19 protein-coding genes are annotated in these 22,278 nt (G+C 60.5%); 13 read left to right on the plus strand and 6 right to left on the minus strand.

Annotated elements, in window-relative coordinates:
- Positions 1-2: 2 nt before the first annotated feature.
- Genes trbK-alt through BMX61_RS19155 form a run of 6 tightly spaced genes read left to right on the plus strand, consistent with a single transcriptional unit; the run spans position 3 to position 4,901 of the window.
- Positions 3-320, plus strand: coding sequence for a putative entry exclusion protein TrbK-alt (trbK-alt, locus tag BMX61_RS19130; protein WP_075628731.1), 318 nt, complete (start codon positions 3-5; stop codon positions 318-320).
- 2 nt (positions 321-322) lie between these two features.
- Positions 323-1,699 carry a P-type conjugative transfer protein TrbL gene (trbL, locus tag BMX61_RS19135; protein WP_075628730.1) on the plus strand — a complete coding sequence of 459 codons (1,377 nt, stop codon included), beginning with the start codon at positions 323-325 and terminating at the stop codon, positions 1,697-1,699.
- A 2-nt stretch (positions 1,700-1,701) separates the two neighbouring features.
- Entirely contained in the window at positions 1,702-2,385 is a 684-nt protein-coding gene (trbF, locus tag BMX61_RS19140) for a conjugal transfer protein TrbF (protein WP_075628729.1), read from the plus strand.
- Positions 2,382-3,410, plus strand: coding sequence for a P-type conjugative transfer protein TrbG (gene trbG, locus BMX61_RS19145; protein WP_075628728.1), 1,029 nt, complete (start codon positions 2,382-2,384; stop codon positions 3,408-3,410). The genes trbF and trbG overlap by 4 nt, the downstream gene beginning before the upstream one ends.
- Positions 3,407-4,666 (plus strand): TraB/TrbI/VirB10 family type IV secretion system protein, encoded by a 1,260-nt coding sequence (locus tag BMX61_RS19150; protein WP_083639545.1) that lies wholly within the window; start codon positions 3,407-3,409, stop codon positions 4,664-4,666. Before trbG ends, BMX61_RS19150 begins: the two co-directional genes overlap by 4 nt.
- 4 nt (positions 4,667-4,670) lie before the next feature.
- Positions 4,671-4,901 (plus strand): DUF2274 domain-containing protein, encoded by a 231-nt coding sequence (locus tag BMX61_RS19155; RefSeq protein WP_075628727.1) that lies wholly within the window; start codon positions 4,671-4,673, stop codon positions 4,899-4,901.
- A gap of 91 nt (positions 4,902-4,992) precedes the next feature.
- On the opposite strand, the gene BMX61_RS19160 is transcribed toward BMX61_RS19155, so the two are convergent.
- From BMX61_RS19160 to BMX61_RS19170, 3 genes are all read right to left on the minus strand, one after another.
- Positions 4,993-5,238, minus strand: a complete 246-nt coding sequence (locus BMX61_RS19160) for a tautomerase family protein (RefSeq protein WP_075628726.1) — start codon at positions 5,236-5,238, stop codon at positions 4,993-4,995.
- 3 nt (positions 5,239-5,241) lie between these two features.
- The gene (locus BMX61_RS19165) at positions 5,242-9,171 is read right to left on the minus strand and encodes a non-ribosomal peptide synthetase family protein (RefSeq protein ID WP_083639544.1); all 3,930 of its coding nucleotides are present in this window, start codon (positions 9,169-9,171) and stop codon (positions 5,242-5,244) included.
- A 121-nt stretch (positions 9,172-9,292) separates the two neighbouring features.
- Positions 9,293-10,138 (minus strand): maleate cis-trans isomerase family protein, encoded by an 846-nt coding sequence (locus BMX61_RS19170; protein ID WP_210186298.1) that lies wholly within the window; start codon positions 10,136-10,138, stop codon positions 9,293-9,295.
- 431 nt (positions 10,139-10,569) lie between these two features.
- On the opposite strand from BMX61_RS19170, the gene BMX61_RS19175 reads away from it, so the two are divergent.
- From BMX61_RS19175 to BMX61_RS25455, 4 genes are all read left to right on the plus strand, one after another.
- The gene (locus BMX61_RS19175; RefSeq protein ID WP_075628794.1) at positions 10,570-11,106 is read left to right on the plus strand and encodes a TetR/AcrR family transcriptional regulator; all 537 of its coding nucleotides are present in this window, start codon (positions 10,570-10,572) and stop codon (positions 11,104-11,106) included.
- Between the two features lie 60 nt (positions 11,107-11,166).
- Complete coding sequence (locus BMX61_RS19180; RefSeq protein ID WP_075628725.1) at positions 11,167-12,033, plus strand: NAD(P)-dependent oxidoreductase; 867 nt, start codon at positions 11,167-11,169, stop codon at positions 12,031-12,033.
- A gap of 11 nt (positions 12,034-12,044) precedes the next feature.
- Complete coding sequence (locus BMX61_RS19185; RefSeq protein WP_075628724.1) at positions 12,045-13,259, plus strand: MFS transporter; 1,215 nt, start codon at positions 12,045-12,047, stop codon at positions 13,257-13,259.
- A 244-nt stretch (positions 13,260-13,503) separates the two neighbouring features.
- Positions 13,504-13,833 (plus strand): LysR family transcriptional regulator, encoded by a 330-nt coding sequence (locus tag BMX61_RS25455; RefSeq protein WP_170854981.1) that lies wholly within the window; start codon positions 13,504-13,506, stop codon positions 13,831-13,833.
- 362 nt (positions 13,834-14,195) lie between these two features.
- Here the strand turns inward: BMX61_RS25455 and BMX61_RS19195 are convergent, their stop codons facing one another.
- Both BMX61_RS19195 and BMX61_RS19200 read right to left on the minus strand, forming a co-directional pair.
- Complete coding sequence (locus tag BMX61_RS19195; RefSeq protein WP_075628722.1) at positions 14,196-15,359, minus strand: tyrosine-type recombinase/integrase; 1,164 nt, start codon at positions 15,357-15,359, stop codon at positions 14,196-14,198.
- Positions 15,360-16,013: 654 nt separating this feature from the next.
- Complete coding sequence (locus BMX61_RS19200) at positions 16,014-17,201, minus strand: MFS transporter (protein ID WP_075628793.1); 1,188 nt, start codon at positions 17,199-17,201, stop codon at positions 16,014-16,016.
- A gap of 84 nt (positions 17,202-17,285) precedes the next feature.
- Here BMX61_RS19200 and BMX61_RS19205 point away from each other — a divergent pair, with 84 nt between their 5' ends.
- Together BMX61_RS19205 and BMX61_RS19210 are read left to right on the plus strand one after the other, a co-directional pair.
- Positions 17,286-17,642 (plus strand): ArsR/SmtB family transcription factor, encoded by a 357-nt coding sequence (locus tag BMX61_RS19205; protein ID WP_092742933.1) that lies wholly within the window; start codon positions 17,286-17,288, stop codon positions 17,640-17,642.
- 408 nt (positions 17,643-18,050) lie between these two features.
- Complete coding sequence (locus tag BMX61_RS19210; RefSeq protein ID WP_075628792.1) at positions 18,051-19,607, plus strand: sulfatase-like hydrolase/transferase; 1,557 nt, start codon at positions 18,051-18,053, stop codon at positions 19,605-19,607.
- A gap of 66 nt (positions 19,608-19,673) precedes the next feature.
- Here the strand turns inward: BMX61_RS19210 and BMX61_RS19215 are convergent, their stop codons facing one another.
- Entirely contained in the window at positions 19,674-21,437 is a 1,764-nt protein-coding gene (locus BMX61_RS19215) for an acyl-CoA dehydrogenase C-terminal domain-containing protein (RefSeq protein WP_075628720.1), read from the minus strand.
- A gap of 169 nt (positions 21,438-21,606) precedes the next feature.
- Between BMX61_RS19215 and BMX61_RS19220 the strand changes: the two genes are divergently transcribed.
- On the plus strand, positions 21,607-22,245 hold the full coding sequence (locus BMX61_RS19220; RefSeq protein WP_210186300.1) for a TetR/AcrR family transcriptional regulator: 639 nt from the start codon (positions 21,607-21,609) through the stop codon (positions 22,243-22,245).
- The last annotated feature ends 33 nt before the right edge of the window (positions 22,246-22,278 follow it).

Below are 22,278 nucleotides of genomic sequence, written 5' to 3' on the forward strand. Positions count from 1 at the left end.
CGATGGACGGCAAGACCTTCGCCCGGCTCGGCGCCGTCGTCTTCATCGGCGTCGCCATCACAGCGACCGCGATCGAAACGAGCCGCAAGGATGAGACGCAAATGGAGCAGCCGGCCGAGCGCATCCTGACGAGGCCCGCCGATCCGCTTCGCGCCGAGCTGATCCGTTGCCAGCTCCTCGGCGAGGGCGGTTCCCGCGACGCCGCGTGCTTGCGCGCATGGGCGGAGAATCGCCGACGCTTCCTCGCACCAGGTGCCCGCCCGATGGAAAGGCTGCCGGAAGCGTCTGCTCTCCAACCTGCACCGGATCAGGAGCGCTGATCATGGGCGGCACCGGCGTCATCGACCATTTCCTCGAGGTCTTCACCCGCTACATCGACAGCGGCTTCGGGATGCTCAAGCCCGAGGTGGCGTTCATCGCCACCACGCTGATCGTCATCGACGTGACGCTGGCGGCGCTGTTCTGGTCGTGGGGCGCCGACGACGACATCATCGCGCGGCTCGTCAAGAAGACGCTGTTCGTCGGCGTCTTCGCCTACATCATCGGCAACTGGAATAACCTCGCGAGGATCGTCTTCGAGAGCTTCGCCGGTCTCGGCCTGAAAGCGTCGGGGACGGGCTTTGCTGTCGCCGATCTCTTACGCCCCGGCAAGGTCGCGCAGACCGGCCTTGATGCCGGTCGCCCGCTGCTCGACTCGATCTCCGACCTGATGGGCTGGGTCTCCTTCTTCGAGAACTTCATCCAGATCGCCTGCCTGCTCTTCGCCTGGGCGCTGATCCTGCTCGCCTTCTTCATCCTCGCCATCCAGCTCTTCGTCACGCTGATCGAGTTCAAGCTGACGACGCTCGCCGGCTTCGTGCTGATCCCCTTCGGCCTGTTCGGCAAATCGGCCTTCATGGCCGAGCGCGTGCTCGGCAACGTCATTTCCTCCGGCATCAAGGTCCTGGTGCTCGCCGTCATCATCGGGATCGGCTCGACGCTGTTTGCCGAGTTCACGCGCGGGTTCAACGGCGCGACGCCGACCATTGATGATGCGATGACGATCGTGCTGGCGGCCCTGTCGCTCCTCGGCCTTGGCATTTTCGGTCCGGGCATCGCCAACGGCCTCGTCTCCGGCGGCCCTCAACTCGGCGCGGGCGCCGCGATCGGCACTGGCCTTGCCGCCGGTGGCATGGTCGCGGCCGGTGGTGCCGCCATCGGCGCGGTGGCATCCGGGGGCGCGTCGCTCATCGGTGGCGCTGCCGCGGCCGCCCGTGGCGGGGCCGCCCTCGCTGGCGGTGCGTCGACCGCCTACAGCCTCGGAGCAGCCGGAGAGTCGGGGGCATCCGCCGTTGCCTCCGGGCTTGGCAAGGTTGCCTCGACCGGCGCGCAGGCTGCCGCTTCCCCGCTGAAGCGCGCCGCAGGGCGGGCCTCACACAGCGTGAAGTCCAGCTACCAGTCCGGCGCACGCACCGCCTTCGAGGTGACGGGCGGATCGTCCACCGCCGGCACCGTCGGCGACGATACCGGGAGCGAAGCCGCTCCGGCCGCCTCTGCATCCTCTTCCGCGCCCGCCGCTGCCGGCAGCCCGCCCGCTTGGGCCAAGCGCATGCAGCGCTCCCAGAAGATGTCCCACGGCGTCCAGGCCGCCGCTCACGCTGTCAAATCCGGCGACAGCCATGGCGGCGGCTCCTCCGTCAACCTGTCTGAAGGCCATTGACCATGTTCAAGCGACCCGCCGCCCATTACGGCAAATCACCTCAGCCCGTGACCCCGTACCAGCGCGCTGCGCAAATCTGGGATGACCGCATCGGCTCGGCCCGCGTCCAGGCGAAGAACTGGCGGCTGATGGCCTTTGGATCGCTCGCATTGTCGTCCGGACTGTCCGCGGCGCTGGTCTGGCAGTCGCTCAGCGGCTCGATCGTGCCGTGGGTGGTGCAGGTCGACAAGCTCGGCCAGGCGCAGGCCGTTGCGCCCGCCACCGCCGACTATCAGCCAAGCGACGCGCAGATTGCCTTCTACCTGGCGCGCTTCATCGAGCAGGTCCGCTCGATCCCGGCCGACCCCATCATCGTGCGGCAGAACTGGCTGCGCGCCTACGACTTCACCACGCAGGGCGGTGCGCTGGCGCTGAGCGACTATGCCCGCGCCAACGACCCCTTCGCCAAGGTCGGCAAGCAGCAGATTGCCATCGAGGTGTCGTCGGTCATCCGTGCCTCGCCGTCGAGCTTCCGCGTCGCGTGGACCGAGCGCCGCTATCAAGACGGCGCGCTCGCCGCGACCGAACGCTGGTCTGCCATCCTGACGATCGCGCTGCAAACCCCGCGCGACCCCGAAAGGCTCCGGGCCAACCCGCTCGGAATCTACGTCAACGCCATCAACTGGTCGAAGGAGCTTGGACAATGATGCCCACCTTCCGCAAAGCCGGGAGGCCGGCTCATTGCAAAGCCGCTTTCCCGCTTGTCCTGTTCGCCACATCGGCCCTGGCCGGTTGCGCCGGGCATGTGCCACCGCCCGAGATCTCCTATGACGATGCCGCGCCAGCCGTCCTGAAGGTCGATCCCCCGGCACCCGTCACCGTGGTCAGCCTGCCGAAACCACTGCCGCTTCCTGGCCAGTTGAAGCCGATCGGAAAGGATGGAACGCGCGTGCCCGAGGCCGCCGATCCCACCGTGCGCGTCAACCAGGCCAATGCCGCCGCGCGGATGCAGCCCGTCCGCAACGGCTTCATCAACTCGATGCAGCTTTATCCCTTCGCCGATGGTGCGCTCTATCAGGTCTATGCCGCGCCGGGGCAGATCACCGACATCGCCCTTCAGCCCGGGGAGCAGCTCGTCGGCTCCGGCCCGGTCGCGGCCGGCGATACCGTGCGGTGGATCATCGGTGATACCGAGAGCGGCAGCGGCGCGGGCAAACAGGTCCACATCCTGGTGAAGCCGACGCGCGCGGATCTGATGACCAACATCGTCATCAATACCGATCGGCGCACCTATCACATGGAACTTCGCTCGACCGAGAAGACCTACATGGCCTCGGTCTCCTGGCAGTATCCGCAGGACCAGCTCATCGCGCTCCGGCGCCAAAACGCCGAAGCGCAAGCGGCACAGCCAGTCTCATCCGGCGTCGATCTCGCCAGCGTCAACTTCCGCTACGAGGTCTCCGGTGATCGCGCGCCATGGCGGCCGTTGCGCGCTTTCGACGACGGTCGGCAGGTGTTCATCGAGTTCCCGCGCGGGATCGGCCAGGGCGAGATGCCGCCGCTCTTCGTGGTCGGGCCGGAGGGCGACACCTCCGAACTGGTGAACTACCGCGTGCGCGGCCACTACATGATCGTCGATCGGCTCTTCGCCGCCGCCGAACTGCGCTTCGGCGCGGCGAAGGACCAGAAGCGGGTCCGCATCTCCCGGACCGATGGGAGGCCGGCGTCATGAGTAGCGAATTTGATCCCGATATGGAGGAAGGACGGCAGCCCGAGCTTTCCCATCAGGCCGGCGCGGAGGACGATGCCCGGCCGCTGACCGGCGAGCCGGTCGCGCCGATGCGGCTGCGTCCCGAGCCGCCGCGCGTTACGCGGCTGTCCCGCAAGGTGCTGATCGGTCTTGGTGCTGCCGGCAGCCTCGCGATCAGCGGCGCGCTCTACTACGCCCTCCAGACCCGCAGCGGCAGCCAGGGCCAGGAGCTCTACTCGACCGACAACCGCTCGACCCCGGACGGCCTCAACGGCCTGCCCAAGGACTATAGTGGCGTCCCGAAACTCGGCCCGCCGCTGCCCGGCGATCTCGGCCGACCGATCCTCAATGCGCAGAACGCTGGCCAGCCGGTGCCGGCACCAGCGATCGTCGCGCCCAACGCCGGGCCGGTCGGACCGACGCCGGAGGAGCAGCGGCGGGCACAGGAGCTGGAGGCGGCGCGGCTTGCGAAGCTCTTCGCCTCGACCGAAACGCGGTCCGCCGACAGCACGGCGATGCCTTCGACGGCGACCGCCACGCCGCCCACGGACCTCGCGAGTCTCGGTCTTGCCCCGCAACCGGCCACGCCTTCCGCACAGCAACGCCAGCAGGCATTCCTCGACCAGACGCCTGACAAGCGCACGGTTTCACCCGATCGCGTCGTCGCGCCGGCCTCGAAGACGGTGCTGCAGGCCGGCGCGGTGATCGCCGCCGCGCTCATCACCGGCATCCGCTCCGATCTGCCAGGCCAGATTACCGCCCAGGTGACGGAGAACGTCTACGACAGCCCAACCGGACGCATTTTGCTTGTGCCCCAGGGCACACGCGTCGTCGGTCAGTACGACAATGGCGTCGGCTTCGGCCAGCGCCGGGTGCTGCTCGTCTGGACGCGGCTGATCTTCCCCAACGGGCGCTCGATCGTCCTCGAACGTCAGCCCGGCGCCGATGCGGAAGGCTATGCCGGCCTCGAGGATGGCGTCGATCATCACTGGTGGGATCTTGCCAAGGCCGCAGGGCTCTCGACGCTCCTCAGCATCGGCTCGCAGGCCGGATCGTCGGGCGAGGAGAGCGACATAGCCCGAGCCATCCGCCAGGGGGCATCCGACGGTATCAACCAGGTCGGCCGCCAAGTGGTCGGGCGTCAGCTCGACATCGCGCCGACTCTCACCATCCGCCCCGGCTTTCCGGTCCGCGTGCTGGTGACGCGCGATCTCGTTCTCGAACCATACACGGAGTGATTTTATGGCGAAGCTGAAGCTTGGGCCGATCGCTGACGACAAGCCAGTCAAGGTCACACTGGAGCTGCCAGCCAGCCTGCACCGCGACCTGGTCGCTTATGCCGAGGTGCTCGCTCAAGAAAGCGGGCAACCGGCCACCGATCCAAATCGCCTAATTGCGCCCATGCTGGAACGCTTCATGGCGACAGACCGCGCGTTTAAGAAGAGCCGCCGGATTATGACCGACGAGCGTTGAATTGGCGTACGATGCCGGAGCAACCAAATATCGTGATCGGCTCGCGCCGATCACGATATGGAATTCCTATCTCAGGTATGTAGAGATCCTACTATGATGAAGCTGGAATCGCGGAGTAGTCAGGGGCTAAAATTAATTCCGAGGCCGCATTTTCAATGTCAGGAACAAAGACTTGTTCGTGCCAGTTTTCTGGCGCGATAGGCCGCAGCACGATCGAGATTGCCGCCGGATGGCAGCGAAGATTTTCCACAAGAGCTCCACTGATTACATCGACCAAATTCGCCTTCGATACATCACTGACGGGCGCGTCGAAGTATTTAATAATGACGTGCGGCATGGATCACTCCTCGCCTACAGTTGCGGCATTAGACGCCGTTCCAAATTCATCGAGCGAATATCGATGGATGACATGGATAAGTTCCTCAACTCCGCCGGGCTTCAAGATCTTATAATGATCGGGTGCAACGGGAACATTGACAACGCTCCCCCGTAATGCTTCTGCGGCGGTCTCGACGAAGGACGTGCTATCACCTCTCGCCTTGAATAGTCGTACAGGAGAAGACAATGTCCGCTTTTCCAACCGTGACCCAAAGCCCGGTGTGTAGATCTTCGTCACGAGTTGCGTGATGCGCACGATTAGGTTGACGTCCAGTTCAGGCTTCTCTGCAGAAACGAATTCGACAAAAGTGTTTTTGTCACGTACCGCGCCAAGCATTGGGGCTACTCGAGAATGGTCAATCGTCTGAGCGAAAACAGAGTAAAGGATCGTCAGAAACGAAGGATCCAAGAATAGCGCGTCCGGCTCTTTCCGAAGCGGGTCGCCAGTTGCCAGTTGAGGTGAGCCAGGTGCGATGAGGATAATTTCGGCTACCTTTTGACCCGCCTGCTCAAGATGCCAAGCCGTTTCATAAGCAACTCGGGCTCCGAACGAATACCCCCACAAGCTGTAGGGGCCGTCAGGCTGCACCTGACGTATCAGCGCAGCGTCGCGCGCTGACATTTCTTGAATCGAGTCGCAAATATTCTCTCCAGCATTTACACCCTCTGCTTGTATTCCGATGAAGGGACGTGGAGTGTCGAGTGCAGCAGCAAGGTGCCGCAGGCTCATCGGATAGCCCCCGAGGCCAGGCCAGCAGAAAATCGGCCTTCCGATCCCTTTCTTTAAAATGACTGCGCGCGAGTAGGATTGCTTTGGCTCATTGGCACCAAGTCGCTCAGCAAGAGCCTCTATGGTAGAGCACTCAAATAATACCTGAACAGGCAGCTCGACTCCGAGTAAACGGTTGATGCTCAAAACCAATTGCACGGCTTGCAGCGAGTCACCTCCGAGATCAAAGAAATCGTCGCGGATGGAGAGTTCCTCAATGTCTAGTTCTTCGCTCCATATACGCGCTAGACGTATCTCGATCTCGTTGCGAGGCGCTATCACCTCCCGCTCTGCATCGTTATCCGCAAATTGCGGAAGTTCTTGCAGCGCCTTGACGTCAACCTTGCCAGACGGACTGAGAGGCATTGACGGGACAAGGACGAGCTTACTGGGAACCATGTAGTCCGGCAGGCTCGTCTGAAGGTCTTTTCGAATCAGTTCAGCAGGACCTTCCATATGCACGGCATCTTCATGCATGCCCTCATGATAGATTTGGGCTTCGCTAACACTACCGAAAAGAGCTGTGTATGAAACCAACGCCTCTTCCCCCTGCTCGGAAAGGATATCGCGGAGCCGGAGTGCAGCGGCAAGATCGTGCCCGGTCTTCGAGCTGTACCCCGACGACATCAAGCCGATATGATGCCGATTCTGCTGCAAGCGCTGCAGCACCCGTCCCAAGTCAATGTACGCACTCCAATGGTCAGGAGAGAGACTGACGAGCGAGACCATTCCACTTGCCCGTGAATACACCCTCTGATTGATCGCGATTACGTGGCGCTGCTCGATGAGATGGCGCGAAATAGGGGTCAAGACGTTATTTCGATACGAATATTGTCCCTGCGGCAAGCCGTGTATGCGATCACCGTGCGCCTGGACATAGATGTCGACCGGGAGATCCACCTGACGTTCCGAGTATGGTACAATATCAAAGGCGGCAAGATAGACGTGGTCGGCGCCGCATGATAGATGCCTTATGGCGTCTTCCATGTAATGACCCGTGCCAACACCAAACCCGAGCTCCGGCAAAATATGGTCAAGAACCCCAAGAATATGCCCCGTTTCAAATTCCAGAACCTCTCTGATGTTGTTTTTGTAAACAGGCTCTATAGCGGATACTTTACCAACAAAATGTAATCTTAGAGGGATACCATTGGCGTCGCTAGGGGGCGCTATGTGGAAGAGCTTGTGAAGGGAAGGATGATAGTAATAGTAACCGTCATCAAGCCCTTCGATGCTTGTCACCTCAATGTAAAACTGAGTCGCATAAAGTGCACCTGGAGAGGCATACGTATATTTGGGAAGGAGCCGTTCTGCGCTTGAAAACTGTCCTAGATAGCGCAGTACATGACCAAGGACTTTGACATCAAGGAAGACGGGATCATCGGCTGGTTTTCCCGTGTGTTCGTTCGACGAGAGCAAGCCAATGACGTCGCCTATTGCAATCTCCCGCCCTTCAAAAAATCGATAGGTTTTTCTTGAGAACGCCAGTGCGCGTTGCGCCGAAGTCGCTTGGGCGCCTGGAAGGTCAATCGCCCGATGATTTTCAAGCTCGACCGTATCCCGTAACCCGGCGGCCGAAAGCTGCGCTCGAACTTGAAGCCTGCTCTTCTTGCTTTGATGATGGGCACCTGCATTGCCCTGATCCATTAGCTGCGCTTCGCGCGGGTTTAATTCGATCGCCGCAGCAAGCATTGGCTGGCCCGTACGCGGATGCGGCTTGACGAAGACACCTGCGGATTTCACCCAGTCGTGGTTTTCGATCGCGACGCGGACTTCGTCGAGTTCGATACGGTAACCACGGAACTTGACTTGGTTATCCGCACGTCCATGGAAATGCATAATGCCGCTGCTATCCCGCTCGACGAGATCACCCGTCCGATACAGGCGGAACGTGCCGCCCATCGCCGGATTGTTCCAAAAAATAAATCGCTCCGCAGTAAGCTCCTTGCGGTTATGGTATCCGGTAGCTAATTGTGCGCCTCCGATATAGAGTTCTCCGGTCTCGCCGGTTTTGACCTCGCGCAGATCTGAATCCAAAACGAAGCAAAACGTGTTCAGCACCGGGCGTCCGATCGGGATGACCTCACGCATTTCTTCGATACCGAGTGGGTCGACATTGTATGACGCTGCGTTAATCGTGCACTCCGTTGGCCCGTAGAGGTTCACAAGTCGGCAATTGGGGCGCGCTTCGAAGATGCGAGCTGCTAGTTTTCTAGTAAGTGCTTCACCTCCGCTGAATATCTTGCTAAGCGTTTGGCACTGTTCAAACTCTGGATGATCGACCAGTGCTTGCAAGAGCGTGGGAACGCCTTGCAAAATCGTCACCCGGTGCTGGCGGATTTGCTGGATCAATGCTGGCGGATCTCGATAGATGCCAGGTCGCCCCACGATTACCAACGCTCCGCAGCAAACTGCAAGGAGCTCCCACTGCGCAGCATCAAAGCTGATTGGCGTCTTTTGGAGAATGACTTCGCCCGCCTGCAATCCATGCACACTTTCCAGCCAAGATAGCTGATTTACGATTGAGGCCAATGAAATGTTGACCCCTTTCGGTGCGCCAATCGTGCCTGAGGTGTAAATCATATAGACCGGATCAACGTCATTTTGAATTGGTGCGGACGGACCGTCTATATCGTCGTCCCTTATCGCAGACAGATCGTCCAAACTAATTAATGTGACTCCAGGTAGGATCATCTCTGAAAGCTTGCTGCGCAATCTATCCTGTGTAACAATTACCTTTAGCCCAGCATCTTTGATCATGTATGCTAATCGATCGAGTGGGTAGTCGGTCGAAAGCGGGACGTACGCGCTTCCAGCGAATAGTATGCCCCACAGGCCGATCATCATGTCGGTTGAAGCTTCGACGAATAAGCCAACATTGTCACCCGGGCCCATTCCGGAACTTGAAAGCAAACGTCCAAGCTTATCCGATTGTCTCACCAAGTCTCGATAGCGCAAGCCATGCGTGTCGTCGCATACGGCGAGTTCGTCGCCCCTATAAATGCTTTGCGCAAGGAGCATCCCAACCGGCGACTTCGCGATTGAAGGGAAGCCGAGAAGTGGATGCACAGCTTCAACTTTGTTCGCGCTGAAATGATCAACGTGTGGTGAGGACTCGTTCATGTGGTGTCTCCTATATATGGAACAACCGTTCCATAATCGAGCAAGCACGGCTCGATCGGTTGTTCGTCAAGATTTACATGTGCGCCAAGAACTACAGGGCTTTCAAAAATGGCGAGAAGTTCTACTTCGCCTCGTACAGGAGGCCGTGCCCGGGAATGGCATCGCCGATTCCGGAACATCGCAGCGCATGCCAATAGAGAACCGGATTGTTAGCCAACACGGGCTTGCCGATCCAACTCTCTGCCATGGCGGCAAACTTTGCCATCGGCACGTTGGTGCCAACCTGAACGATTGCCTCGACTTCGGGCCTGTTCACCGCAAGCACTGCGTTTCGCAGGTCGACAGCCGTCACGTTCGAGATATTTGAGGGCGTGCGGCCACCTAAGCCATGAGTAGCAACGATATCAATTCCGCTCTCCGTGAAGAAACGCGAAACCGGCTCATCGCCCAGTTCAAGATATGGCGAGATCAGTCCGATACGGCGAATGCCGCCGAGGGCGTTTAACGCCGCAAGGATGGCGTTCGCGCTCATCACGATTGCCGCGCCTCCGCCCGCATCCGTGAGCTCTGCTAGGAGCATCTCGTGCGCCGGCCATCCCTCCCAGTAGCCGTCCGGCGAAACCGCTGCGATGATTGCGTTCAGGCCACAATGGCGGAGGGATCTGATTGCGCTCGGAGTCGACCGCCTGATATCGTCGATGACCTTTCGAAACCCTTCTGCATTCGCCAGCGAGTCATCGTCGATCGCTATTCGCGCGACATGGTTCGTGACGTCGAAAGGACGCATATCGTCCATCTCTGGTTGGGCGGACGTATTGGTGGTCGGGATCGCAACCCCGATTCGCGCACGCTTGCCTAAAAAGCTGCTCACTGGCCACTCCGATTTCTGGATCGTTTCGATATCGTTGCCCCATTTGAAGGACACAACGTGGCTCATATTCCCTGACAACGGCAGGGCGAACTTCATGGTGTATTCGCATTCACTGCCAAAACAGACCGAAGTGTCCGCTTGGAGAAGACACTTACTTGCGTTGCTCGATATCGCAGCAAACTCTTCCGAGCGCGCCTCAAAATCAGGCATGTAAGTTATGGAATGATCGTTCCTTATGAGTCAAGGCCTCTGAATACCTCTCCGTGAAATACATATTATTATATGTTGCGTGCCCACGTGGGTGCGCATCGCACCAGGCTTCAGCCTGTCACCGAGGCAAAGCCGTCGAGCACCTAGATCTCTCAGCGGATCGAGTTTTGCTCTCCCCAGGGAGGGAGAATGCTATCGCGTCCACGGCCCTGTCGTTGACAATCGCGATCACGAGGTTATGGTACGCGCATTCCAGAAAGGGTAGGTGTTTGGCTAGGCCTAGAGAATTCGATGAGGAGCGCGTCCTCGATGCCGTGATGGATACCTTCTGGCGTAGTGGCTATGAAGGCACGTCCGCGCAGGCGCTTGTCGATGCGACAGGGTTAGGGCGCGGGAGCTTGTACGCAGCCTATGGCAGCAAAGCTGGCCTCTTTGAACAGGCACTGCTGCGTTACCGAAAGCGGGCTCAAGCACAGGTGGATCAACTGCGGCAGCCAGGTTCCCCGTTAAGACGGCTGCGAGAATTGATGGAGGATGTCGTTGATGCTGATTTAAAGACAATGGAGAAGCGTGGCTGTCTGGCCACCAACAGCGCGATAGAGCTCTGCGGTCGCGATTCGAGAATAGATGATCTCGTGCGTAGTAATTTCAGTATATTAATGCGCGGGATTGAAGAAGCCATCCGACGTGGTCAGGCTGAAGATGAAATCTGTTCAAGTGCTAGCTCGGAAAGTCTAGCGCTATTTCTGTTCAACGCTGTCCAAGGTTTGAGAGTTCTCGCGAAGGCAACTCCATCCAAGGATAGGCCGAAGCTCATGGCCATCATAGAACGAACGTTGATGGCCTTGAGGTGAGCGACCGGACTCTTTTTTGTCCGATTATGGAACGGACGTTAAAGAAACAGGAGAATCTAAATGTCAAATCAGAGCAAAGCTTTGGTTGTTGCCGTCCTCGGGACAGGGCTGATCGGCGCCCCCGTCGCGCGCAACCTTGCGCGGAAAGGCTTCGATGTCCGCGTGTGGAACCGTACCGCCGACAAAGCCCGGGCGCTCGCGACCGATGGCGCGCAGCCGTTCGATCAGGTTCAGGACGCCACTCGCGGAGCCGACGTCATCGTCACGGTCCTGAAAGATGGACCCGCCGTTCACGAGGCGGTGGCAGCTGCCCTGCCTGAGATCGCTCGCGATACAGTCTGGCTACAACTGAGCACAGTCGGTCTTTCCGCGACTGAAGCGCTCGCCGATTTAGCCGTTAAGCACGGCCTAGTGTTCTATGATGCACCTGTTCAAGGAACACGTCAGCCCGCCGAGCAAGGCAAGCTCGTCATTCTCGCTTCGGGGCCGGAATCAAATCGCGACACTGCTCAACAGGTGTTTGATGCTATTAGTCAACGGACTATTTGGGTTTCTGATCAACCAGGAGCGAGCAGCCGACTGAAGCTTGCTCTGAACGCTTTTGTTTTCGCGCTAACCCATGGAACCGCGGAGACGCTCGCCATAGCCAAGGCCCTTGGCATTGAGCCGGCTCTGGTGGTCAACGCCATTACCGGCGGTCCACTCGACAGCGGGTATTTCCAAGCCAAGAGCGCTGCAATGCTGAATGGCGATTATTCCACGAGCTTCTCCGTCGATAACGGCGTGAAGGATGCCAATCTCGTTTTGGACGCGCTTGCTGGAACTGATTTCCAGGCTGACCTAGCTGAGGCGGGTCTCAATCGCTTTCGGCGCGCAGGCGATGCCGGCCATGGCGGCAAGGACATCGCCGCTTCGTTTTTGGTCTGAAGGGGGCTGCGATGACGACTTCCGATACCTTGCAACATACCACGCCGTATTCGGACGCCACGCCGGATCGTTTGCCTGTTGGTCGACTCCTTGCGTTCACCGTTGCTGGCTTCCTCGCTATCATGACCGAAAATATGCCTGCGGGTCTCCTGCCGCAGATAGGGGCCGGGCTCGGCGTCTCCGAGGCCATGGCTGGTCAAACCGTCACTCTATACGCTCTAGGCTCGGTAGTCGCGGCCATACCCGTCATTGCGGCGACTCGAAGTTGGAGCCGCCGGCCACTTTTCCTGCTGGCGATCGCAGGCTTGCTGGCCTTCAATACAGTGACTGCCATCTCGGTGCATTACAATTTGACGCTTGTTGCGCGCTTCATTGCAGGCATGGCAGCCGGTGTCATTTGGGGATTGGTTGCAGGATATGCTCGGCGACTGGCGCCGGTCCATCTCCAAGGGCGAGCACTCGCGATCGTTGGAGTTGGTCAACCGGTCGCCCTGTCGCTTGGCGTACCGCTCGGCGCATGGCTTGGCGGCCTAGGCGATTGGCAGGTCGTTTTCTGGATCATGTCCGCGATCGCCTTACTTCTCATCTTCTGGGTTCGATCAAGCGTTCCAAACTTTCCCGGACAAGCAAAAGAGCAGAGATTGCCCGTCAATAAAGTCTTCACCATCCCTGGTGTCAGGCCAATCCTGCTTGTATTGTTTGCCTGGATCTTAGCTCACAACATCATCTATACATACATCGCTCCCTTTCTGATCGCCACAGAAACAGGCCTTCGGATTGATGTTGCCCTGCTCGTCTTTGGCTTCGCATCAGTCGTAGGCATCTGGGGAACGGGCCTGATGGTGGATCGTTATCTGCGAACCGCGACCCTTATCAGCCTTGCTTTTTTCGGGATCGTCGCAATTCTTCTCGCTAACGCGCAGGAATCATCAACGCTAATTCTGATTGGTATCGCAATCTGGGGGCTAACTTTCGGAGGCGCTCCCACCCTGTTGCAGACAGCATTGGCGGATGCCGCCGGAGAACATGCAGACGTAGCCCAATCTATCCTGGTCACGGTCTTCAATCTGGCTGTTGCAGGGGGCGGTTTTCTCGGTGGATTGGTCGTAGATAATGCTGGGGCTCGATCGCTCCCCTGGGTACTGCTACCCTTGATCGCGGTCGGATTGATTGCTGCGTGGCAATCGAGAGACTACGGCTTTCGGATCGGCCGCCGCGGTTCGTAGGATTATAGACGGTCGCATGATGCGCGGGTTGTCCACGGGATCTCAATCGTCTTCATAGCGCGCGAGTGACGACAGCCCCCATCAGCCGACGCCTTTTGAAAATAGCGCGCGCGTGCCGGTATATTGGCTTGAATGCGATCAAACTGGTCTTCCGGCTCGCCATCGCCAACGAAGGATCGGAAGGTGCTGATCAGCACAGGGGAGCATCATGGTTTGTTGTGCCGAGTTTATAACCCACAGGCACATGCGTTTTGCCATCGCCGCGTCAGAAGCAGGTAGTTTCCGAAAAGCCGCGTCCCGAATGAACGTGAAAGAATCCACGGTTAGCCGACGGATACGGGAACTCGAAATCGCATTGGGTTTGGAGATATTCGTTCGGCTTCATAATGGCGTGACAGTAACGCCTGCCGGGACGGCTTTCATGCGAATGGCACGTGATGCTATCATGGCTTTTGATAGCGCTCTATCCAGAGCAGCGGATCCACTTATAAGCGGAGACAGTGCCGTCTTTCCAATGGTGCTTGAGGGGCGCTGGATAATCACTCGATTAGCAGGTGGCAATGCACGAGACTAAAATAGAATATCTGACAGTACTTTACGATATTTGCATTCGACGGTAAGATCGGCGCTCCCGTCGGTATGACCGGCTGCTATATCTCTTGCCTCGGACGCCCGAGCCAGACACCCGACGCCGGGAGTGATGGAGAGATACTCCGACATGACGCATGCCCCGAGTCCTGTGGAGCATTGGTTCGACCACGGATCGGCTTGTATCGACTCGTCCCGCGTTAGGGCTTGATGAAGCCGATATCAATGAACTGCTTTTCATCGCCAGTTACGACCACGCGGTCATTGGCTACCGCGGGGACCGCGTGGGGCCGGTTCTATCGCCAGTGCAAGGCCGGCGTTCGCCGCCGGCTGCTGCGGCATTCAAAATTAGCCAAGAGCGTCCGCGAGGCGTTCCGAGATGCGAGTGGCCGCGGCCTTGACCGGGTCGGCCGCAAGATGGGCATAGCGGGCGGTCGTCTGTACCTGCGTGTGACCGAGCAACTTGCCAATCACGGGCAGGCCTTCCCCCACTAACAGGCCTCCAGAGGCGAACGTGTGGCGCAGATCGTGAATGCGGACGCCATCGAGTCCAGCAGCCTTGCGGATACGACGCCATGGCTTTTGTAGGTCAGTGAGATATCCGCCTTCGACTTTGCCGACGATCACGTATGGGTTGCCTTTGACCCGCGTCACTTTCTTGAGGGCTTCTACGGCCGCCTGACCCAGATGGACAGTTTTCGCACCCGTTTTGCTATCGGGAAGATTGAGCTGCGCTTCATCAATGTCGACGTGCTGCCATTGCAGCTTCTGGATTTCCGACAGGCGACATCCCGTCAGCAGCAAGAGCCGATATGCTGCGACTGCATAAGGGCTCTCGGTCCCGTCCGCCTCGGATCGGGCGAGCACCGTCCCGAGCTTCTTCATCTCCTTTGCGGAGAGGAAGCGCTCACGCTTGTGTTCCGGATAGCGCTCGATATCCTCGCAAGGATTGCTGTGCTTATCACGGATGCCCCACGTTTCCGCGAGGTTCATCATCTTCGACAGGACCCCGAGCGTCCGGTTCGCCTGATAGGGGATGTGGGCATAGGTGCCGTGCAAGTCAGACACGTCCGCTGCGGTGACGCTCCGTGCGCGCTGGTTGCCGAAGAAGGGATTGATGAACAGCTCTACTGATCGCTTGTACTCAGCTTGCGTAGTCGGCTTGCAACGCACCGCCACATGCTCACGCAGGAATCGCTCGCCGAGCGCTTTGACGGTCATCGACTGCCGCTCCAGATCGCGTTGGGCAGCCGGGTCGGCTCCGCCACCTCGAACGTTGCCGAGCATCTGCAAGGCTTCCCTGCGTGCCAACTCGGCGGTGAGTGGGCCGAACTGCCCAAGCATCACACGCCGGGTGCGGCCGTGCCGACGATATTGAATCAGAAAGAAGCGTTTTCCGCTCGGCATAACGCGGATGCCGAAGCCCGGCAGCTCGGTATCGAACACGAAGTAGTCGGTGTCCCTGGTGGACAGCCCTTCGATCGCACGCTTGGTCAACTTGGTCTTCGACACGCTCTCGGACTCCTTCCTTGGTCTGTCCGTCGCGATCTCGTGGAAGCGCCGTGGAAGCGGCGCGGCGAAAATCGTGGCGAACAGGGTCGTAGAAGAGGCTGGGCTAAAGAAAGCCGAAAGGCAAGCACCTGCAATGGCTTATCGAAGTATCGGCGGCCGCCGGCGGTGGTATCTAACAATAGCGAATAACGCTGAAAACTATCTCATAACCTGAAGGCCGCAGGTTCAAATCCTGCCCCCGCAACCAAACATTCCCCCTCGATCTCAGTGTGACAAGCCTCCCTCGGGAGGCTCTTTGCGTTCATCGGACGCAACCCCCGGTCATCCGAAAGCCTTCGGGCTCGACAGTACAAGCCGGGGGAGGGGAGGCAGGTCACATACCGCGCTGATCCATAGCGCCCCTTGCAGAGGCGAACGATCATCTGCCCTGCAGGCGCGCGAACTCCATCCTCCATCTCGCTGTCAGTGAAAAACCATCCGGCTTTCCGAGGCGCAGCTGAGATTGTAGCGGAGCGAAAACTCGCTGCGAACAACTCTGAGATCTATCCCGCCGATCGCTTCCCTCGACAAGGCAGTCGCAGCTCCCCACCGGTACTGTCACCATCATCAGCCCATGCGTCCACGTAGGATCTGCTGGGCCCGCCGATGCCGCGGTCAATCCGTCGTTCGGAACTTCCGCAGGAGTCCCGCCGCTGCGGAAAAGAGCGCGATCAGCGTGCCATAGCCGAGTGTCGTCGCCGTCAGGCCGACCTGGCCGATGGCTATGCCGGCCAGGAGGGTCGGCAGGCCGAAGGCGAGATAGCTGAGGGTGAAGAGGGCGGCGAAGAGTTCGCCGCGTTCTTCCGGCTGGACGACGGGGACAATCGAGCGCATGACGCCATAAAAGCATGTGCCGAAGCCCGTGCCCGTCAGCGTCAGCGCCAGGAGATAGGCGGGAAGGGAGGGCCAAGCGATTGCCAGAAGCGTCAATAGCGTGCCCACCGCCAGGGCGGAGGTCCCGTAGAGCGTCACCTGACGGGACGAATAGCGTCGGGCGAGATAGCAGGCCGCAGCGCCGGTACCGCTGAGCAGGACGATCACGAAAGCCTGGCTCAGATGATCCTCGGCGCCGAAGATATGCCGCACGATTGGTGCTCCGAGCGACAGATAAAGCCCGCCCGTGGCCCAGCCGGCAATCACGGCCGGGGCGCTGCGCCAGAAGGCGCGCGATGCTGCTTTGGGCACGCCGATGCGCGGACGCAACGAAGCCCAGACGCCGTGATGACGCGGCGCCGTTTCCGGCACCGACCAGATCAACAGCGATAAAAGCGCATAGACTGCGATCAGCGCGCCGAATACATCGGCTTCCGCTTTGTCGGTGATGTCCATCAGACTTCCGGCCACGAGCGCGCCTGCGGCCAGGCCGGCGAACGGCGTGACAGAATTCCAGATCGAGGCGCTGCCAGGCCGGTCTTTTGGCTCGAAATCGACAATGGCGGCCGACAGAGCCGAGAGCAACAGGCCGGCGGCAATGCCCTGCAGCACCCGCGCCATCATCAGGCCCACCACATCGCCTGCCTGCCAGAAGACCAGCAGGCTTAGCGCCATCAGGCCGAAGCCTGCCGAGATCACCGGCCGCCGGCCAACATGATCCGACAGCGATCCCATGGTCAAAAGCGAGGCAAGCAGGGACACGGTATAGATGGCGAAAATGCCGGTCAGCGTTGCCGAGGAAAAGCCCATCACCTTCTGCAGCATCGGATAGAAGGGCGAGGGCGCGCTGGCCCCGGCCATCATCATGGTCATGCCGGCGAGCGTGATGCGAAAGCCGGCTTGTCCTGGTAGCGATCGGCTCGAGATCATATCGGTCACGGAACACCTACTGTTCGAATAATTTCGAACCAATCTCTACTGTAAATCCGACCGCTGTTCAATTAAATTCGAACCATGACATCTGATAGCCTCGATCTTCTCCACCCTGACCGTGACGCGCTGCGGCTGACGGACGTGCTCTTCGCGCTCAGCGATCCCGAGCGGCTGGCCATTGTCTGCCAGCTGGCCGATGGCCCGTTGGACATGGGGCAATGCTACCTGTCCGATCCGAGCATTCCGAAATCGACCAAGTCACATCTGATGAAGGTCCTGCGTGAAGCCGGCGTGATCCGCAACGAGCAGGCGGGGCGCGGCCGTCGCCTCACTCTTCGCCATGACGATCTCGAGGCGCGGTTTCCCGGCTTGATCGGCGCAGTTCTCCAGGCGGCCGCATCTTTCCAGCCGGCAGAGGCTGCCGACCGGAGAGCATAACAGCTTTGACAGGCCGGACGGATGCCGGGCCGGTTTGCATTGGATAGATCGTGCGGTCTGAGCTCATTGGCGTCGCACGATGTCGAGGCTGCCGGTCCGACCCGGCTTTATGCGCTTGAGACCGCTTGTCTTGAGAGGTGAAAAGCCTGTCATCTCATTGTCATGCCGCTGTCCTACAGCCACGTCGCAACAGCGGATGCGACCGGACCGCCAGCGCGCTCCTGTGATAATGCTGCAATGCCCAAGCGATTGCGGGATCGCCCGCTCCACGTCGCCTTCCTCACGGCCGATGCCGATGCGGTCACCTATACAGAGGATTATGGCAGGCGATCCATCCGAAGCCTGAGTAATCCCGAACCGCCTGAAAACGGCTGCCTCACGCCATGTCGCGTCGAAAGGTCTTTGCCCATGTCTTCCAATTCACAGCCGGCGAAGTTCCCGCGCGATGAAAAAAAGCCGCTCGATATTCTGCTGATCACCGCCGATCAGTGGCGCGGCGCCGTGCTGCCTGGGGCGCGCAATCCGGATTTTCCCGTTCCCACACCGAGTCTTGACCAACTGGCCGGCGAGGGCGTTCGCTTTGCACGCCATTACTGCCAAGCCTATCCCTGCGGACCGGCGCGTGCCGGACTGATCACCGGGCTCTATGCCCATAAGCATCGCGTGGTGCAAAATGGCACGCCGCTCGATGCGCGCCATCCCACTGTGTTCACCGAGGCGCGGCGCGCCGGCTATCGTCCGACCCTGTTCGGCTACACCGATACCATGACCGATCCGCGCGGACGCCATGCCGGCGATCCGGCGCTTGGCGATTATGAGGGCGTGGCGCCCGGGCTGGAGGTCGGCACCTTTCTCGGCGAGCATGCCGGCCCCTGGCTGGCCCATCTCAAACGCAAGGGCTATGCCGTTCCGGAGCCGGGCAGGGGGCGCGACGGCATCTTCGCCGCCAGCCGCTTCGGCGAGCCTGCAGTCTTTGCCGCCGAGGACAGCGAGACTGCCTTCCTGGCCGATCGCTTCATCGATTTCGTCTCGGTGCATGACGAGAAGCCGTTTTTCGCGCATCTGTCCTTCATCGCCCCGCATCCGCCCTTTGCCGCCGCCGCCCCCTGGGCCGGTCTGATCGACCCGTCAGACCTTGCTGCGCCGATTCCGGCAGCCGAAAAGGTGCACCCCCTTGTCGAGGTCTACAGGCAAGCGGTCGGGCTTGACCATTTCGTGCCGGGTCTTTCGGTCCTGGCCGCCCAGGCGGATGCCCGCACCATCGCCATCATTCGCGCTGTTTATGCTGGGCTGATGGCGGAGGTGGACCATCATATCGGCCGCATTGTTGCAGCGCTCAAGGCGGCCGGCCGCTATGAGCGCACGCTGATCGTCTTCACCGGCGACCATGGCGAACAGCTCTTCGACCATGGTCTTCTCGGCAAACTGGCCTTTTATGACGGTTCGGCCCATATCCCGTTGATCCTACGCCACCCACGTCTGACTCAGGGGCATGGGCGGACCGTCGAGGCTTTTACCCAGTCGATCGACATCCTACCCACGATCCTGGAAGCCATCGGGATCGAGACGCCTGCCAATGCCGATGGCAACAGCCTGCTGCCGTTCTGCCGCGGCGAAACGCCGGCACACTGGCGCGACGCCGCCTTCTGGAGCACGGATTTCCGCGATCTTGCCACCCGCCGGCTTGAAACCCATTTTGGCTTGCCATCGGAACGCTGCGGCCTGCAGGTGGTGCGGACCGATCAGTTTAAATATGTTCACTTCGCCGGGCTCGCACCGGTGCTTTTCGACCTGCGGGAGGATCCGCTGGAGCAGGTGGACCGGATCGACGATCCGGCGGCCGCCGGTCTTCGGCGTGAAGGCCTGGAGCGGCTGCTGAACCAGCGCCTGCAGCACGAGGAACGCACGCTCACCGGCTATCAGGGCATGGGCGGGCGGCTTTATCGCGATATCGGATCGCGCTGAGGCGAGACCGTCGCGCCGGCGCGCCAGGTGCTGTTCTTGGAGGATGCAAATAGGGAAGGCCGTGCATTAAAATCCGTCGTCCTCCACCGCCATCAGGCTCTCGGCGCCTGCAAGCACCGCCGCCTTCAGCGCGGTTGCTTGCGGCAGAAGGCGCTGGGCAAAGACACGGGCAAGCGCCTGCTTGCGGCCGATCATTTGCCCTGTTTGTCCGGCCGGCCCGGCGGTTGCCATCCGCACCCACATCCAGCCGAGCGACACCAGGGCGAAGAGGCGCAGGTAATCCACGGCGGCGGCATTGGCTTCCGCGACATCGCCTGCCTTGGCCTGAAGCGCCTGCGTGGCTTCCTCGAGATCGTCGAGGGCCGCCAGCACCGGCCAGGTGAGATCCGGCATGGGGTTGCGCCCTTCCGCTGCGTCGATCTCGGTGCGGATCAGCGCGAAGAAGCGGTGCGGCAGCTTTCCCTCTTCCATGCCCAGTTTGCGCCCGGCGAGATCCATGGCCTGGACGCCGTTGGTGCCTTCGTAGATTTGCGCGATGCGGGCGTCACGGACATATTGCTCCATGCCCCATTCGCGAATGTAACCATGGCCGCCAAAGACCTGCTGCGCGGAGACCGCGATTTCGAAGCCCCAATCTGTCAGGGCGGCCTTGATGACGGGGGTGAGCAGGGCCACGAAGCCGTCGGCCGCCTGACGGGCATTGGGGTCGGGGTGGCGCGCGGCCAGATCCATCTGCAGCGCCGTCCAGATCGCCAGGGCACGGCCGCCCTCGGTCAATGCTCGGCCTGAGAGCAGCATCCGCCTGATATCGGCATGCTCGATGATCGGCACGGGGCCACGCGTGCCATCGGCAGAGCGACCCTGCATGCGTTCACGGGCATAGGCAGTGGCCTTCTGCAGGGCGATTTCGCCGATCCCGAGCCCTTGAATGCCGACGAAGAGCCGCTCGGCATTCATCATCGTGAACATGGCATTGAGCCCCCGCCCGGGTTCGCCGATGAGCCACCCGGTGGCGCCGTCATAATTCATCACGCAGGTGGGCTGGGCGTGGATGCCCATCTTGTGTTCCAATGCGCCGACGGAAAAGCCGTTGCGCCTATTTGTGCCACCTTCCGGATCGGGCAGGAATTTCGGCACGAGAAACAGGCTGATGCCCTTCACACCGGCCGGCGCATCCGGCAGGCGGGCCAGAACCAGGTGAATGATGTTGCCGCCGAAATCATGGTCGCCCGAGGAGATGAAGATCTTGCTGCCGGTGATGCGGTAGCCGCCGTCGCTCAAGGGTTCGGCCCGCGTCTTCAACAGGCCGAGATCGGTGCCGGCGTGGGATTCGGTCAGCGCCATCGCGCCGGTCCACTCGCCCGAAATCATCTTCGGCAGATAGGTGTCCTTCAACGCCGCATCGGCATGGTGGCCAATCGCCTCGACGGCGCCGCGCGTCAGACCAGGAAAGAGGCCGAAGGAGAAATTGGCCGAGGACAGCATTTCATCGAGCAGGATCTGTACCACCCGTGGCAGACCCTGGCCGCCATAGGCGGCATCGCCCGAGAGACCGGTCCAGCCGGCATCGGCGAAGGCGCGATAGGCCTCGGCAAATCCTTTGGGCGTGCTCACCACGCCGTTTTCCAGCCGGCACCCTTCCTCGTCACCTGTCCGGTTCAGGGGCTCCAGCACCTCGGCGCAGAACCGCCCGCCTTCCGCCAGCACGGATAGGGCAAGCTCGGCATTCACCTCCTCATAACCCGGCAACCCGGCCATCACGGCATCGAAGTCGAAGACCTCGCTCAACAGAAAGCCGATATCGTCGATCACAGGTGTAAAGGCTGCCACGTCTCTTCTCCCTTAGGCGTCTCGCGCCGATTGCCTGTCGACGACCTTTCGGCCTCCATCCCAGCGGCCTGCGCTTTCGATCGCCCGGCTCTCCTCCAGCCGGGCGACTTGCGCAGTGTACCAAACGACTGTTACATTTTGCAAGGAGAGAGGATCAGGAGACGTGACGATGCGCGATGATGAGGAAAAGGCCCTTCGGGAGAAGGACGGCGATCCCATGGAAGCGCTGTTTTCGAAGGAGGCGAGCCCGCGCAGCAGGGCCGTGCTGGCGGCCGCAGCCCATCTTTTCGCCGAGCGCGGCTATGCGGCCACATCCATGCGCGATATCGGCGAGCGGGTCGGCCTGCAGGGCGGCTCGCTCTATCATCACATCCGTTCGAAGGAGGAGCTGTTCGCCCGCATCCACGATACGGCGATCCAGGCAGCGGAAGGCCGCATTCGCGCGGCCATCGCGTTGCATGAGGATCCCTGGGCACAGCTGGAGGCGGCGGCGGTGACCATGCTGGAGATCCAGCTCGATCCCCGGTCGATCACCCTGCCATTGATGAACGACCTGCGCGCCGTGCCGGCCAGCCTGGCCGCCCGGTTGATCGCCACACGCGATGCCTTCGAGACGCTGTTTAAGGATCTGGTTGCCGCTCTGCCGCTCAAGCCCGGCTTCGACCGGCCGCTTTACCGGCTTTTGCTGCTGACCCTGCTTAATCACGTCGGTGACTGGTATCGTCCAGGCCGCAGCACGCCGGCGGAGATCGCAGCCGAGATCGTCAGGCTCTTCCGGCATGAGGCGACAGGCGATGCATCGCCATGACGCGTCCGCTGGCCTTCAGGATTCGCGTCAGGC

Origin of the sequence: Xaviernesmea oryzae (assembly GCF_900109605.1) — a bacterium.
Classification (GTDB): Bacteria; Pseudomonadota; Alphaproteobacteria; order Rhizobiales; family Rhizobiaceae; genus Xaviernesmea; species Xaviernesmea oryzae.